The sequence below is a fragment of the Shewanella sp. SNU WT4 genome, assembly GCF_006494715.1.
Taxonomy (GTDB): domain Bacteria; phylum Pseudomonadota; class Gammaproteobacteria; order Enterobacterales; family Shewanellaceae; genus Shewanella.
In genome coordinates this window covers 2,121,804-2,136,783 of the sequence record NZ_CP041151.1, presented here as the reverse complement: position 1 = coordinate 2,136,783, position 14,980 = coordinate 2,121,804, and the positions used below count along the sequence as shown (strand labels likewise).

Below are 14,980 nucleotides of genomic sequence, written 5' to 3'. Positions count from 1 at the left end.
AATACGAGTGTTATACTCGAGCCAACTCACTGATAGAAGTTGAACAATGAAGTCATTAACAGCCTTATTTGATAATAATAAACGTTGGTCTGAACGCCTGAGTAAAGAACATCCAAACTTCTTTGAACAACTGGCGCAGCAACAAAACCCGCAGTATTTATGGATAGGTTGTTCTGATAGTCGAGTGCCTTCAAACCAGATCATCGACTTATTACCTGGTGAAGTGTTTGTACATCGCAATATCGCTAATATGGTGATCCATACTGATCTTAACTGTTTATCTGTGATTCAATATGCCGTGGAAGTATTACAAGTAAAACACATCATGGTGGTGGGTCATTATGGCTGTGGTGGCATTAAGGCCGCATTAAGCCCAATTAGCTTAGGCTTAATTGATAACTGGTTAGGTCATATTCGCGATATTCATCGCATTTATAAAGACGAAATCCAAGCCTTGAGTCCAGAGCAGCAAGTTAACCGTCTGTGTGAGCTCAATGTGATTGAACAAGTGACTAACGTTGCCAGTTCATCGATATTGCGTGATGCTTGGCGCCGCGGCCAAGAAGTCAGTGTACATGGCTGGATTTATGGCATAGACAATGGTTTGTTGACAGATTTAGATGTGACTGTCGATAGCGCACAAACTCTCTAACGGGTGCTTGCTAAGCCATTAACTGACTGTGATTTCATGTTTATTCGCGTGTTCTAATAACCTGCCTAGTGCAGGTTTTTTATTGGCGCGGTAAGGTAAGCCCAACTTAAGCTTACCAACAGCCGTGCTCCTAGGGTTTGGTAGTACCGACATAGAAAAATGGTTACACATGCAAAGCGCCGCCTATCTCATGCAATATGGCTAATTCTGTGTCTGTGGTATGGTTGGGAGAGCAAGATCACAGATGAAAGAGTTAAGTCTTTCTATCTGCGAATGTAATCCCGCACTACTTGCGCCAGAGCGCAAAGCAGTTTACGCTCTGGGCAAATTTTTACAGGGCATTATTGTCCTTTCATTCAGTACAAAGGTATTTGTATGGCAGTCACACTGATAATTCCTGCACGCTTCGGCTCAAGTCGTTTTCCAGGTAAACCTCTGGCCCCTATTTGCGGCAAGCCTATGATCCAACACGTTTACGAGCGCGCCTCATTAGCCAAAGGATTAGATAATATTTATGTGGCCACTGATGATGAGCGCATTAAACAAGCGGTAGAAAGCTTTGGCGGCAAGGTCGTGATGACCGACAGTAATGCTGCATCAGGTACCGATAGATTAGAGCAAGCAGCGCAAATTCTGAATCTTGCAGAAGATGAGCTGATCATCAATCTACAGGGCGATCAGCCTATGATAGACCCTATCTGTATTGAGCAGCTAATTAGCCTGTTTAACGCCAATCCAGGTGAATTTGAAATGGCCACCTTGGGCGTTGAAATTTTCAGTGAAGAGCAGCGTAACGACCCTATGCTGGTAAAAATGGTATTTGATAATCAGCACCATGCCATTTATTTCTCGCGCAATCGTATTCCTTATGGCCGCGACACCAACGACTATCCTGTGTATAAGCACTTAGGTATTTATGCCTATACCCGCCGTTTCTTACACACCTTCGCGACCTTGCCTGTCGGCCGTTTAGAAGATTTGGAAAAATTAGAGCAACTGCGCGCTCTTGAAAATGGCCACAAAATCAAAATCGCCATTGGCGCTTTTGATTCGCCAGAAGTGGATACTCCAGCGGATATTCGCAAGTGTGAGCAACTGTTAGCCATTGATTAATATCGCAAGTATTAATCTGGATGTTAGATGTTGGTAAATAGGATGAACTATGTCTGATTTGGAAGTCATTTTAATTATTGCACTGGTGATAGGTGTTATTGCTAGCAATCTCGCCGTACTTAAATACAGTGCCAAATTCAAGATGACCCAATTTGGACATAAGCCTAAGGGCACGCAAGTTAACTTGCTGCGCCCCAATGAGCCTGAAAACGATACCGAAAAGGCAGTGACTGAAAAAAAAGCGACTGACAACTCTGACGCTGACAACAAGGACGCCGCGACCCAAGATGACGGCGTTAGCAAAGATGGCACTAAGTCAGTTGATGGTAAGCAAAACCACTAAAGACTGCTTATCCGCGAACCATTGGTTGTCGTTAGCTAGTCGTTCGCTAACCGTTCGATAGCCGCTTGACCGACATCCGTATCCAATAAAGCCCCGTTCGGGGCTTTATGTTTTTTGGCTTAAGCTTAATGTTAAGGTGTTGAATTAGCTTATTATCCCTTTAGCTTACTCATCAAGCTTGCTACTGATGGCTGTTGTTGAGGGCTGTTGCTGAGTAGTGCAGTGAATACCACCGCCCCCCGCCGCTATACCATCTATGTTGATTTGTACGACTTGGCGCTCAGGGAACAATCGCTGTAATTCATTAAATGCCAGCGCATCGGCTTTAACATCGCCAAATTCAGGGGCGATGACAGCGCCATTACACACATAAAAATTGATATAACCTGCGGCAAAATCATCATTAGCATAAGTTTCGCGAATATCTTGCGGCGCGGGCAATACTACTACGTCTAACTTGCGTCCCGCAGCATCCGTCGCAGCGCGTAAAATCTCAATGTTTTTAGTAGTAACGGCATGATCAAATGACTCAACATCTGGATCAAATCCCGCCACAACTACGCCAGGGCGCGCGAATCTTGCATAAAAGTCCGTGTGACCATCGGTAATATCCCGTCCCTTAATGCCTGGTAACCAGATAATTTTATCCAGTCCTAATAGACGTTTAAGCTCAGCCTCAACCTGCGCCTTACTCAATGCTGGATTGCGATTATCATTAAGCACACAGCTTTGCGTAATAATAGCGGTACCTTCACCATCAACTTCAATACCGCCGCCTTCAAGGATTAACTGAGTCGTTATTAAATCCACATCAGCGTTATCCGCCACAAAAGCGGCAACACCCGCATCTACATCAAAATCTTGCTTCTTCCCCCAGCCATTAAAGTTAAAATCAATGGCTGCTTCATAGCCACTATCATTAAGCACAAATACAGGGCCAATATCGCGCATCCACAAGTCATCAAGGGGACATACTATTAACTCAACCTTATCACCCATTAATTGCTTAGCTACAGCAAAGTCTGACTGGCGCACTAGCATAGATACTGGCTCAAACTTAGCTATGGTAAGCGCTATCGTCGCTAAATTGCGCTGCACTTCTGGCAATAACTTTTTGCCCCAAATTTTGCGGCTCGCGCCAAAAGCCATCCAAGTACGTAAGTGCGGCGCACTCTCATCTGGCATAAACCAAGCCTTGTTGTTACTCATAGCCCACAACTCCTTTGGGCCACAGAACATAGTGACCGCACTGATAATACCGAGTGATTGAATAAAGCGGCGCCGAGTGGCCATGCTATGAGCCTCCTTAACTGTGATTGAAAGTAGCGAGTTAGGATAAGCGAAGGGATAAATGTAAGGACTAGTGGCAAACATAGCACTCGCGGGCGAATGCTTGCTTTAGTGACTCGCTAACAGGCCATGATATCTATGCCGCTAGATGCGTGAAATTCGCTTGGCATTCCAATACTTAGATGCCCAATAGACATTATGCAGGCTTGAAATTTTCACGCCTTGACTGGTGGATACATGCAAAAAGTTATCGCTACCCACATAAATTCCCACATGATGAGTGCTTTTACCTGTCTTAAAAAAGACTAAATCCCCTTTACGCAGTTGATTACGCGGCACTGTATGCCCCAATCTTTGCTGCTCGCGCACTGTGCGCGGTAAGGTCATGCCGACCATTTTCTCATAGGCAACTGAGACAAAAGCTGAGCAATCTATGCCACTTTTAGTGCCGCCGCCTAATCGATAAGGCACCCCATGCCACTCTGAATGCAACTGCGAAATATTGTTATCATTCCATACTGATACTGGCGCTACGGGTTTGAGCTTAGGCTTAGGTTCTGGTGCGCTAGCACATGCGCCAAGACCTAAGGCTAAGATAACTATTAATATTTTTTTCATCGAGTCCATCTTCACCTTGAGCCATTCCATACCCTTATCTAATGGCTAATACCACAGATAGAGAGGTTAAGGGTTATCAGATTATTTTCAGTAGGTTAACAAGCTTAAGTCTACTATGACAGATAAAAATAAAGCACGCATTAATGCGTGCTTATGACAGTCTCCACAGGTTAACGACTTAACGGCGTGCCAGCACAAAATCTATGGCAGCTTTAACGGCAGCCGCTTGCGCTTGATTACACTCTAAGGCCGTAGCACTTGGGCTATCTGGATACACTTCGGTGGTTGTGCAAAAAAGACTATTAGTTACGCCAGCGCACAGCCCTAAGGATTTCACCGGATAATTAATCACGCCAGGCTGCACAACATCGGCGCCAATAATCTGCCCGTGTTCATCACTTGGAGCTATATGGGTAACGGCGCGTACCGCTTGAATGATGGCCGCTTGAAAATCAGGCTGAGGATTTTCACTGTCCCCCACTAAATAAAAACCATCTGGGATAGTGCCAGGCTCAGTGTTTTTGCCATCGCGCGCCGCTAATGCTGGGCGAAACTCAGATTCATCGGTATCTGTGGTTTCATGTAGGTCAATATGCATAGTAAATTCATGACCTAATTGTGCCAAAAGCGCCATCACCGCCTTAGCTTCTTCACTGTGGCTGTCTTGGCTAAATGAGCGATTTGGGTCAACGGCATTGGGCGCCCAACGATTAATGGTTTCATAACCCCATGGGCTGATGCATGGGAACATTAACCAGTTAACCTGAGTGCCATAGCTCAGGCCATGTTCGGCGACAAATGCTAAGGCGCCATGGACACCACTAGTCTCATAACCATGAACGCCGCCGGTGATCAGTACGCACGGCTTATCGGCTTGCCAGTGGCGACTCTTAATCGCCCATAAGGGATAGCGCTCAACATCAATGGACAGAGCGCCATAATTAATCAAGTCAAAGTCTGCACCTAATTGACTTATTTCATCAAGCACGTCTTTATACGCGCGTTTAATTTGACATGACGCTAGCCAAGCTTGGCGCTCAGCGGCGCCCCAAGGGATATTGACAGTACCAATAGGATAAAAAAACACTTGAGTCATATAAATGAATTCCTTAAAAAAACTGTCCCTGAGCATACCCATAGAGCGGCCAAGGGACAATCATAAATGCCAAAATTCATTGCTGATTAAGTGTGATGACGGCGTTAAGCCTAGTGATATTTACTTTTCAACCACGCCGTTTTCGTCAGCAAGTTCGGCCTCTAACTTAAGGGCAACATGTTGCGGTGAGTTGCCATACTGGCCCACAAAGGCATAAGCCACAGGCACCACCCACAAGGTAAACACTGTGGCCACACAAATACCTGCAAGCACAACAACGCCAATCACAAAGCGAGTTTCGGCGCCTGCGCCGGCGGATAACACTAAGGGCACAGCGCCGGCGGCCGTAGTAATGCCTGTCATTAAAATCGGTCTTAATCGCTGCATCGAGGCTTGCAAAATGGCTTCTTCAAAAGGCACTGCCCTATCACGCAACTGATTGGCAAATTCCACAATCAAAATACCGTTTTTAGCCGCTAAGCCCACCAGCATGACTATGCCGATTTGGCTGTAAATGTTTAGGGTCTGCCCAGAAAAATACAGCCCTAATAAAGCGCCTAAGGTAGCTAACGGCACAGTTAACATAATCACTAACGGGTGAATAAAGCTCTCAAACTGCGCCGCTAACACTAAAAACACGACCGCTAACGCCAAGATGAACACAAAATTCATGGCTGAACTCGACTCTTGATAATCAAGAGATTGCCCCTTGTAACTGATAATGGCCTGCGCGGGTAAATGAGTGGCGGCTAATTCATTCATAAAGGTTAAGGCTTCACCGAGACTGTAATCTGGCGCTAAGTTAGCTTCTAAGGTAATGGCGCGCATACGGTTATAGCGCTTAAGATCGGAAGCATCTGCAAATTCAGTCACTTCCACTAAGTTAGATAGCGGGATCAAGTCATCGGTGCGACTTGAACGCACATGAATATTGGTAAGATCTGTGGCGGTATTTTGTAAATCACGGCGCCCTTCGACTATCACGTCATACTCTTCGCCATCACGCATAAAAGTCGTGACTAAGCGCGAGCCCAGCATAGATTCTAAGGTTCTGCCGATATGGGATACGCTCACCCCAAGGGCGGCGGCGCGCTCGTTATCAATGACCACCCTAAATTGCGGTTTGGTTTCTTTATAGTCATGATCAAGCCCAACCAACCCAGGGTTTTTAGCCGCGTGCTCCAGTAAAATATCGCGCCAACGAGCGATTTCTTGATAATCGCCGCCCCCCAATACAAATTGCACCGGTTTACCCATACCCCGACCAAAGGCTTGGCGCATCATAGGAAAAGCTTGCACCCCAGTAAGATCCGCAAGGCGAGTTTGAATATCGCCAATAATGGCGTTAGCAGGCCTACGTTGCCCCCAATCTTCTAAGACGATAATCGCCATACCACCAGAAAAATCGGCACTACCGCCCCAACCGCGCGGCGCGCGAATGAGCAGGCGTTTAATATCGCCGCTATCGACCAGCGGCATTAAACGCTCTTCAATCTCATCCATGTATTCTTTCATGTATTCAAAGCTCGCGCCCTGCGGGCCGTTGACCATTAAAAATAACGATCCCCGGTCTTCTTTCGGCGCAAATTCACCAGGTAGGTGTTTAAACAAGTAAACGCTAGCCGCAATCGCCACTATGACTATGATTGCCGTAAACACTGGTACTTTAAATAGGCGCGACAATAGCTGGCGATAGCTATTTTCAAGGGTAGACATCAGGCTATCAATCGATTTAATCAGCTTGGAGTCATGAGATGCGGGCTTTAATATCTTGGAGCCCATCATAGGGCTTAACGTTAAGGCAACTAGGCTCGAGAAAATCACCGCCGCGCTCATGGTAACGGCGAACTCTTTGAATAATTTACCAATATCTCCTTGTAAAAAGGTAATAGGCATAAACACAGCCACCAGCACTAAGGTGGTGGCAATAATCGCAAATGACACCTCTCGAGCACCAAGAAAAGCGGCCTTTAACGGGCTTTCACCTAATTCAATGCGCCGATGAATATTTTCCAGCATCACAATGGCATCATCCACCACCATGCCTATGGCTAAAATCAAGGCCAACAAAGTAATAAGGTTGATGGTGTAACCCAAGGCGTATAACACAATAAAAGTGCCCAGCAAGGAGACTGGCACAGTTAAAGCAGGAATGAGCATGGCGCGCACGCTGCCAAGGAACAGATAAATCACCACTATCACTAAGATCATGGCCATAAATAAGGTGCTGTAGACCTCGTTAATCGAGGCTTCAATAAACACCGAACTGTCATAAGAGCGCTTAATCTCCATCCCTGGCGGTAAGGTTGGATTGATGACATCCACTAAGGCATTAATTTGTCTGGCAACATCTAAGGTATTGGCGGTAGATTGCTTAGATACCCCAAGGCCAATCATGGACTCACGGTTACCGCGAAACATAATGCGCTCTTCTTCCGAGCCAATTTCCACCTGCGCCACATCGCTTAAACGCACCAAGTAGCCATCTTTGCCTTCTTTTAACACTAGATTGGCAAAGTCTTGTTGAGTATGAAAGCCGCGCTCTAAGCGCACACTAAAATGACGGTCTTGCGACTCCACCGAACCTGCGGGCAGTTCCACGTTTTCACTGCGAAGTGCATTTTCTATATCGCTAATTGTCAGTTGCCGCGCCGCTAACGCTTGTCTATCGACCCAAATACGCATGGCATACACTTTGCCGCCACCTAACTGAATACGGGCGACGCCATCAACCACAGACAATCTATCGACTAAATAGCGATTAGCGTAATCCGTGAGCTGCAAGGTATCCATGTTGGCGGCCACTAAATTAAGCCACATGATAGTGTCATCATTACTGCCGGCTTTTTGCACTTCAGGGGCATCGGCTTCTTGCGGCAAGCTTTCAAGGGAGCCTGCAATCTTATCGCGAATATCATTGGTCGCCGCTTCAATATCTCGGCTAACATCAAATTCTAAGGTCACGCTCGAGCGGCCATCACTGCTCGATGAGCTAATATGGCGCACGCCTTCAATACCGCTCACCCTATCTTCAATCACTTGTGTAATACGGCTTTCAACCACTGAGGCACTGGCACCGCGATAGGTGGTTTCGATAGAAACTATCGGTGGGTCGATACTTGGGTATTCGCGCAGCGGTAATCTATCAAAGGCCATTAAGCCAAAGAGTACCAAAAGGATGCTAATTACCGAGGCTAATACTGGGCGCTTGACTGAAATGTCGGTCAACATCATAGCGCAGCCTCCCCGAGAGTCTTAACCGCGCCCTTTACACTCGGTTTTTCAGGCGTGTTAGTGTCACCTTTTACAGCGCTAAAGCTTTCTTGCGCTTGCACCTCGACCGCCATCTCTGGGCGCACTTTGAGTATGCCGCGCGTGACTAACACTTCACCCTGCGCTAAACCGTCTATCACTTCTACTGCGCCGAGTTGACGCAGGCCTAGCTTCACTTGTCTTTGTTCAATCACGCCTTGGCTGTTCACGAGATAAACGTAATGCCGGTCTTGCTGTGGGATAATCGCGCCTTCTGGCACCATAATGGCTTGGCGCTGCTCCTTAATTAATTTAACCGTCATGAGCATGCCGGGTAATAACTTACCATCGGGATTGGGCACTATGGCTCGCACCGTCACCGCGCGAGTATTGGCATTAACGCGATTATCAATCAGGGTAACTTTGCCAGTAAATAGCTCGTTATCAAATGCCACCGCAGAAGCTTCAATCACTTGGCCTTTGGATAATAGCGGGATGAAGCGCTCTGGCACGGTAAAATCAAGTTTCACCTGAGCGATATCATCTAAGGTGGTGATGACGGTAGCAGGTGATACCAAGGCGCCTTGGCTAACATTGCGCAGACCTAAGCGCCCTGAAAATGGCGCGCGAATTTCACGTTCATTAAGTGCGGATAAGGCTTGATCCAGTTCAGCCTTGGCGGTTTCAATTAAACTTTGCAGCCGATCGCGCTCTAATTCCGCCACAGTTTTATTAGTCACTAAGGTGCTAATTCGGGCTAATTCCCGTGTTTGCTCGCTCAGTTTAACTTTGGCGGCAGTCACTTGGGCTTGCTGCTCTGCACTGCGCAATTGCACTAACAGTTGGCCGTGCTTGACATATTCGCCATCGACAAAATAAATACGCTCTATCACTTCGGATATTTTTGAAGTGATAGTGGTTGATTCATTCGCGCCGATATTGCCTAAGGCTTCCACTTCATCGCGGACATTTACAAATGTGACATTAGCCACCACCACATTGGGTGTTAATTTCGCGCCTTTGGGCGGCGACTCTGATGGCGCCGGACCTTGACTAAACCACAAGGCGCCAGCAATCGCTGCTGCAACTACCACAAGTGACATTATTTTTTTCATTGGGCATCTACTGTACTGTGTTTTTGTGCGTTAAGTGCAGCGCTACAGAACGGAGTAAAAATTCAGTCGTCAACGGTTTGCACTTGGAATTGCTGCCAGTGTAACCGTTAACACCTTGGTATCAAGTTGTTTTACTTATCCTTACAATTAAGCCTCACTAAAACTAAGTGGTGGATTTTAAACCAAAAAAAAACGCCCATCAGGGCGTTTTAAATAAGGCTTAAGCATTCCTATGTCGCAATAATCAACGGCGATATAAGGCACATTAACGGACTTTGCGTTTCTCAGACATCATCTTAGAGAAGCCTTGATAAATCTGTTCCATCATGTCGTTGCTTAATGGCTCACCAGAGATATCGCTAAGCTTAATGGCGGTTTCTTGCGGATCGTCAGCGTTTGATAACTGCACGCGATAACTGCCTTTTTTCAGCGGCAGGCTGTTATTGCCCCACAGTGAACTCCAGAAACCTGATTCATTGTCAAAGTTAACAAAGAACAAGGATTTAGAGCGATCCATATCCGCAATTTCTAAGCCCATTTCTGGCAGAATGATCCGCAGGCGTTCCCACACTAAATCGTAAGAGGCCTTAGCTAAGAAGTAATCATGTTCAGCTTCCACTAAACCAATTTCAATGCCTTGGCTTTGCTCCACACGCTTAGCTTGCGCCGCTTCAGTACGCTTAAGGCTTAGATAAGCCACGGCAGAGTTAAGCATATCAATGGTGTAGCGCTGTTTATCAGCTGCCGTTAACTCAATGCGCTTAATATCACCATCATAAGATTCTTCATGATCAATCAGGCTAATCACCAATGAACCGGTACGGCCGTGCGAGCGCACTTCAACATCAAAACGGTATCTTTGTTTTAAGGTATAAATCTTATCGCTACCAAAAAAACTGGTATCTAGCACTTCACTATTTTCAATCCAATCGGTATCTAACTTACCGGCTTGAAAATCTTCAGCGGCAATACCTATATTTTTAAGTGTTAAGTACTCTTTAAGGGTGCTAAAGATTTCTTGTTTTAAATCAACATTATTATCTATGCTTTCCACCACAACTTTAATGGTGTCAGCGCCCTCTTCAACGTGCGTACCTTCTGCCATAGGCAAAATTTGCAATGGCGGGCGAATATCTAAAGCCAGCCCCACCATGTTAGGGTCAACCTTGGCACTGAGCGCCGGGATGTCATACTCACGGCTAAAGCGCGGCGTAACTAACGGCGCAGGCACAGTCAGCATAGGGACAATTTGCGCACTGACATAGTCATCAGTGCCATTGGCATGACGTCTATCTAAGGGACTAGAGCAAGCACTAATCAGACTTAACAACAGCACACTGGTTAAGGGTTTATACATTAAAGAACCTCTATTCGGGCTTTTATCATTGCATTAACAACTTCCTCGTGGAAATTGTCAGAAAGTTGGGTTAGCGGTAAACGTAAATGACCATGACTAATTAAGCCCATACGATCAACAGCCCATTTCACTGGGATAGGGTTAGCTTCACAAAAGAGTGACGAATATAACCCGCGCATTGGCGCATCTAAATGATTGGCAAGTTCAGCATTACCCGCTAAGGCAGCGTCACACATAGCTTTAAATTGCGCTGGTGCCACGTTATTAGTCACAGAAATTACGCCATTACCGCCTAATAACATGAACTCACAAGCGGTAGCATCATCGCCACTGAATAATAAGAAGTCTGGGCCACATAGCTCGCGCAGTTGTGGCAAACGTGACACTTGGCCAGTGGCATCTTTAAGGCCAATAATATTGCTCACTTTAGCTAACTCGCTCGTGGCCGCTGGCAATAAATCTACGCCAGTGCGCCCTGGCACGTTATAAAGAATTTGCGGAATATCAGTTACAGCAGCAATGGCTTTAAAATGCGCCACTAACCCTGCTTGAGTCGGCTTATTATAATAAGGCGTGACTCCCAGCATGGCATCAACGCCAGTGGAGGCTAACGCTTTAGTCAACGAAATCGCTTCGGCCGTGGCATTGGCGCCATTACCGGCAATCACTGGGATACGACCCGCCACAAAACGAACGGTTTGCGCTACCACAGCAACATGTTCATCGGCCGGTAACGTCGCTGATTCCCCTGTGGTACCAACAGCCACTATGGCATCGGTTCCTTGTTCGATGTGAAATGCTACGAGTCGCTCAAGACTGGCATAATCCACTGTGCCATCACTCAACATAGGAGTAATTAATGCGACAATACTTCCATTAATCATCTGACTTGTCCCCAAGAAAATTGCAAAGGCTATGGTACTAATGCACTTAGCGAATGACAAGCACTGCTAAGGCTATAAAATAGGATAAGTTATGGTAGCATTAGTTCCCTTAGCAAATCCGCTCAATTCTCGGTTTTGCTTACAAAAATGATGAATTATTCGAGGAGATTCCATGACCAACTATCTGGTCGTCACAGCCATGGGTGCTGATAGGCCTGGTCTGGTCAGCAAACTCTCACGGCTTGCTGCCGATTGTGACTGTGACATTATTGACAGCCGCATGGCATTATTTGGCAATGAGTTCACCCTGATCATGATGATGGCAGGCTCTTGGGGCGCGATTACTAAAATAGAATCCAGCTTACCTGAGCTCAGTGTGCAGTTAGATTTACTGACCATAATGAAGCGCACGAGCAAGCATATTCCGCAAAATTATGTGTCGCGAATTGAAGTTAATTTTCAAGGTAAAGATGAGCGCGGCTCAATAAAACGTATTACCGAGTTTCTCGCCGAACGCGGCCTTGATATTGCTTCACTGCGTTCATGCTCGGATTCAGACACAGGAAATGTGACTCAAAAAATGTCGCTCGCTATTAATATTCCTGAAAAAGTTGAACTCGATAAATTAGAGTCGCAGTTACAACTCTTAGCCCAAGAGATGTCGCTAATACTGACAATTAAGCGCATGCAAGGCAACTAAACCTAATTAAAGGACAAGTAATGAATACCTTAACCACAGGCGATATGGCCCCCCTGTTTACCTTAACTAACCAACACGGAGCCGCGATTAATTTAAGCGATAAGCTCAGTCACGGCCCAGTGTTAGTGTACTTTTATCCCAAAGCCATGACGCCAGGTTGCACAGTGCAAGCCTGTGGACTCAATGAGGTATTACCGCAATTAGCCCAGCAACATGTAAACGTAATTGGCATTAGCCCAGATCCTGTAGCTAAGCTTTTAAAATTCAGCGAAAAGTATCAACTCAGCTTTGATTTAGTCAGTGATGAAGATCATCAAATCGCTGACGCCTTTGGCGTATGGGGCGAGAAAAAATTCATGGGCAAAGTGTATGACGGCATTCATAGATTAAGTTTCCTGATTGGCCAAGATGGCAAAGTCAGCCATGTCTTTGATAAATTCAAAACCAAAGATCACCATCAAGTGGTATTGCAGCAATTATCAGCGCAGGCTTAATTAACCGCGGCGTTAATAGTGATGTTAACGCCAACAGTGAAGGCTGATAGCTGTCTCTTCTACACAAATTATTAGCAAAAAATGGAACTTTCTTGACTGGCGATGATCAGATCATGCAAATTCACTCACTTCATCATTTTTAATGTCAATTTTTAACCCGAACAAATGGGCATATGATCACTTTCATCATGCTGAGCTAGGTGATAAACGACGAGCGGCAAGGTTAACCGTCGTCGCTGAACACATGGCGGTTGGCAGCGGTAAATCGGTTGCCAGATCTTGTAATGGTGAAGATGCCAAACTCGAAGGAGCCTATCGATTGATCCGCAATGATAATGTTAGCCCATCTATGATCAGAGCCGCCGGTTTTGCTCGCACCGCCCAAGCGATTGAAAATATAAATGAAATACTTGCTCTCGAAGACACGACAGCCCTGAGTTATAAGCACAGTGTGGCGTCTGAATTAGGGAAATTAGGCAAACCTACCGATAAGTCTCGTGGTTGGTGGGTTCATTCTGTCTTGCTACTGGATAGCCATACTTCTCGGACCTTGGGCTTGATCCACCAAGATTGGTGGTGTCGACCTGATAATCCCAACGAGGCCGATGAAAAAGAGAGCGGTAAATGGGCCGATGCATCCTATTTTACGCGGCAACGCTTGCAGGCTCACATGTCGCGAGTGATCTCAGTGTGTGATAGAGAAGCGGATATCATGCATTATTTATCGGATAAACAATCACATAGTGAACGGTTTGTGGTGCGGGCAAAACATGCAAGAAACCTAGTAGAATACGAGGCTAAGCTGTTTGAGCACATGGATAGTCATCCCGTTACCGGCGGATACACCATCGCCATCCCACAAAAAGGCATAAAGGAAGCCAGTGGGAAAAGCAAGAATCGTCCCTCGCGAACAGCCAAACTCACCCTCAAAGCCAGTGCGGTTAACATCAAACATAATCGTCAGCAGCATGCGATTAATGTGGTGTACGCACAAGAGCTCAATCCTCCCCAAGGTGAAGATGGACTATCTTGGATGCTACTGACCAGTGAGCCGATTGACACGTTGGCGCAGCAACTTCATGTGATTGATATTTATACCACTAGATGGCGCATTGAGGACTTTCATAAGGCGTGGAAAACCGGCGCGGGGGTTGAAAGGTTACGCATGACATCGCCAGACAACCTTGAGCGAGCGGCCTCGATACTTTGCTTTATTGGTGTGCGGCTACTGCAACTTCGGGAAGTGATGAGCCTGCCAATTTATCTGAGAAAAAGAGGGCAAATCGAAGCAGCGCAAAGCATGGAAAATCAAAGCTGCAGCAATGTCTTAGAGAATGATGAATGGCGAGTACTGATGCAGCTCTACAAGCCAAGGGGACATAAAGGCAAAGAAGCCCCAAATATGAAGTGGGCTTATCAATCCTTGGCCAAACTAGGAGGCTTTAATGATAGCAAGCGCACGGGAATGGCCAGCTGGTCCACGATTTGGGAGGGATGGGATGATCTTCAGGCTCAGGTAAAGGGGTATCGCTTAGCCAAAGCCCTATTTGAAGCCGGAGAAACGCTATGAGATCTGATCAAGAGACAGGGCTGATAGTTAAGTCGGCAAGTAATACAGACAAATAACTAAGGCGCCCATGGGCGCCTTTAATTTATTCGCGCGAGTTTGTTCCCCCTTACAAAGCCTAGCTATATACCGATAAAAATCCTTAGCTCCGAACTGATAGCCACCCTACCAAAACAGTTGTAAGCAATTGTTTTTAAATTGAAATATCTCCAACGTATTGAGCGTATCAATCCATTGGCGTTCACATATCTACGGAAATTGCCATTGATTGGCAGCAATGAAAAGTAACTATTTAGAGCAAGTAATTTTGGCTGGGATTAACGGTGTGAGCAAAAACCAAACACTCCTGCTCTCGCCCTGCTCCCTAATCCGGTCACTACATTATGCCGCTATTCTATGGGTCGTTGCTTTTTTAAGAATTTAACATAACAAGTCTTTGACTGAGTCACTATTAGTGCCGCGGCCAGTATATTTCTAAAGCATTACATTAGTTAATGCC

At 46.0% G+C, this 14,980-nt stretch carries 13 protein-coding genes; 6 read left to right on the top strand and 7 right to left on the bottom strand.

What is annotated here, in order from left to right:
* Positions 1–46 precede the first annotated feature (46 nt).
* The 3 genes from can to FJQ87_RS09540 all read left to right on the top strand — a co-directional run bounded on the left by can (position 47) and on the right by FJQ87_RS09540 (position 2,108).
* Entirely contained in the window at positions 47–652 is a 606-nt protein-coding gene (gene can, locus FJQ87_RS09550) for a carbonate dehydratase (RefSeq protein WP_140932444.1), read from the top strand.
* A gap of 375 nt (positions 653–1,027) precedes the next feature.
* Entirely contained in the window at positions 1,028–1,765 is a 738-nt protein-coding gene (kdsB, locus tag FJQ87_RS09545) for a 3-deoxy-manno-octulosonate cytidylyltransferase (RefSeq protein WP_140932443.1), read from the top strand.
* Between the two features lie 49 nt (positions 1,766–1,814).
* Positions 1,815–2,108, top strand: a complete 294-nt coding sequence (locus FJQ87_RS09540) for a DUF2897 family protein (protein WP_240778681.1) — start codon at positions 1,815–1,817, stop codon at positions 2,106–2,108.
* Between the two features lie 165 nt (positions 2,109–2,273).
* On the opposite strand, the gene FJQ87_RS09535 is transcribed toward FJQ87_RS09540, so the two are convergent.
* From FJQ87_RS09535 to dapA, 7 genes are all read right to left on the bottom strand, one after another.
* Entirely contained in the window at positions 2,274–3,401 is a 1,128-nt protein-coding gene (locus tag FJQ87_RS09535; RefSeq protein WP_140932442.1) for an agmatine deiminase family protein, read from the bottom strand.
* 141 nt (positions 3,402–3,542) lie between these two features.
* Positions 3,543–4,016 carry an NlpC/P60 family protein gene (locus FJQ87_RS09530; protein WP_140932441.1) on the bottom strand — a complete coding sequence of 158 codons (474 nt, stop codon included), beginning with the start codon at positions 4,014–4,016 and terminating at the stop codon, positions 3,543–3,545.
* A 178-nt stretch (positions 4,017–4,194) separates the two neighbouring features.
* The gene (locus FJQ87_RS09525) at positions 4,195–5,112 is read right to left on the bottom strand and encodes a M14 family metallocarboxypeptidase (protein WP_140932440.1); all 918 of its coding nucleotides are present in this window, start codon (positions 5,110–5,112) and stop codon (positions 4,195–4,197) included.
* Between the two features lie 120 nt (positions 5,113–5,232).
* Positions 5,233–8,346, bottom strand: coding sequence for an efflux RND transporter permease subunit (locus FJQ87_RS09520; RefSeq protein WP_140932439.1), 3,114 nt, complete (start codon positions 8,344–8,346; stop codon positions 5,233–5,235).
* Positions 8,343–9,467, bottom strand: a complete 1,125-nt coding sequence (locus tag FJQ87_RS09515; protein WP_240778680.1) for an efflux RND transporter periplasmic adaptor subunit — start codon at positions 9,465–9,467, stop codon at positions 8,343–8,345. Before FJQ87_RS09515 ends, FJQ87_RS09520 begins: the two co-directional genes overlap by 4 nt.
* A 277-nt stretch (positions 9,468–9,744) precedes the next feature.
* Positions 9,745–10,836 carry an outer membrane protein assembly factor BamC gene (gene bamC, locus FJQ87_RS09510; protein ID WP_140932437.1) on the bottom strand — a complete coding sequence of 364 codons (1,092 nt, stop codon included), beginning with the start codon at positions 10,834–10,836 and terminating at the stop codon, positions 9,745–9,747.
* The gene (gene dapA / locus FJQ87_RS09505; RefSeq protein WP_140932436.1) at positions 10,836–11,720 is read right to left on the bottom strand and encodes a 4-hydroxy-tetrahydrodipicolinate synthase; all 885 of its coding nucleotides are present in this window, start codon (positions 11,718–11,720) and stop codon (positions 10,836–10,838) included. The genes bamC and dapA overlap by 1 nt, the downstream gene beginning before the upstream one ends.
* Positions 11,721–11,892: 172 nt before the next feature.
* Between dapA and FJQ87_RS09500 the strand changes: the two genes are divergently transcribed.
* The 3 genes from FJQ87_RS09500 to FJQ87_RS09490 all read left to right on the top strand — a co-directional run bounded on the left by FJQ87_RS09500 (position 11,893) and on the right by FJQ87_RS09490 (position 14,484).
* Complete coding sequence (locus FJQ87_RS09500) at positions 11,893–12,420, top strand: ACT domain-containing protein (protein WP_140932435.1); 528 nt, start codon at positions 11,893–11,895, stop codon at positions 12,418–12,420.
* A 20-nt stretch (positions 12,421–12,440) separates the two neighbouring features.
* Positions 12,441–12,914 carry a thioredoxin-dependent thiol peroxidase gene (gene bcp / locus FJQ87_RS09495; protein ID WP_140932434.1) on the top strand — a complete coding sequence of 158 codons (474 nt, stop codon included), beginning with the start codon at positions 12,441–12,443 and terminating at the stop codon, positions 12,912–12,914.
* A 142-nt stretch (positions 12,915–13,056) separates the two neighbouring features.
* On the top strand, positions 13,057–14,484 hold the full coding sequence (locus tag FJQ87_RS09490) for an IS4 family transposase (RefSeq protein ID WP_140930426.1): 1,428 nt from the start codon (positions 13,057–13,059) through the stop codon (positions 14,482–14,484).
* Positions 14,485–14,980: the final 496 nt, after the last annotated feature.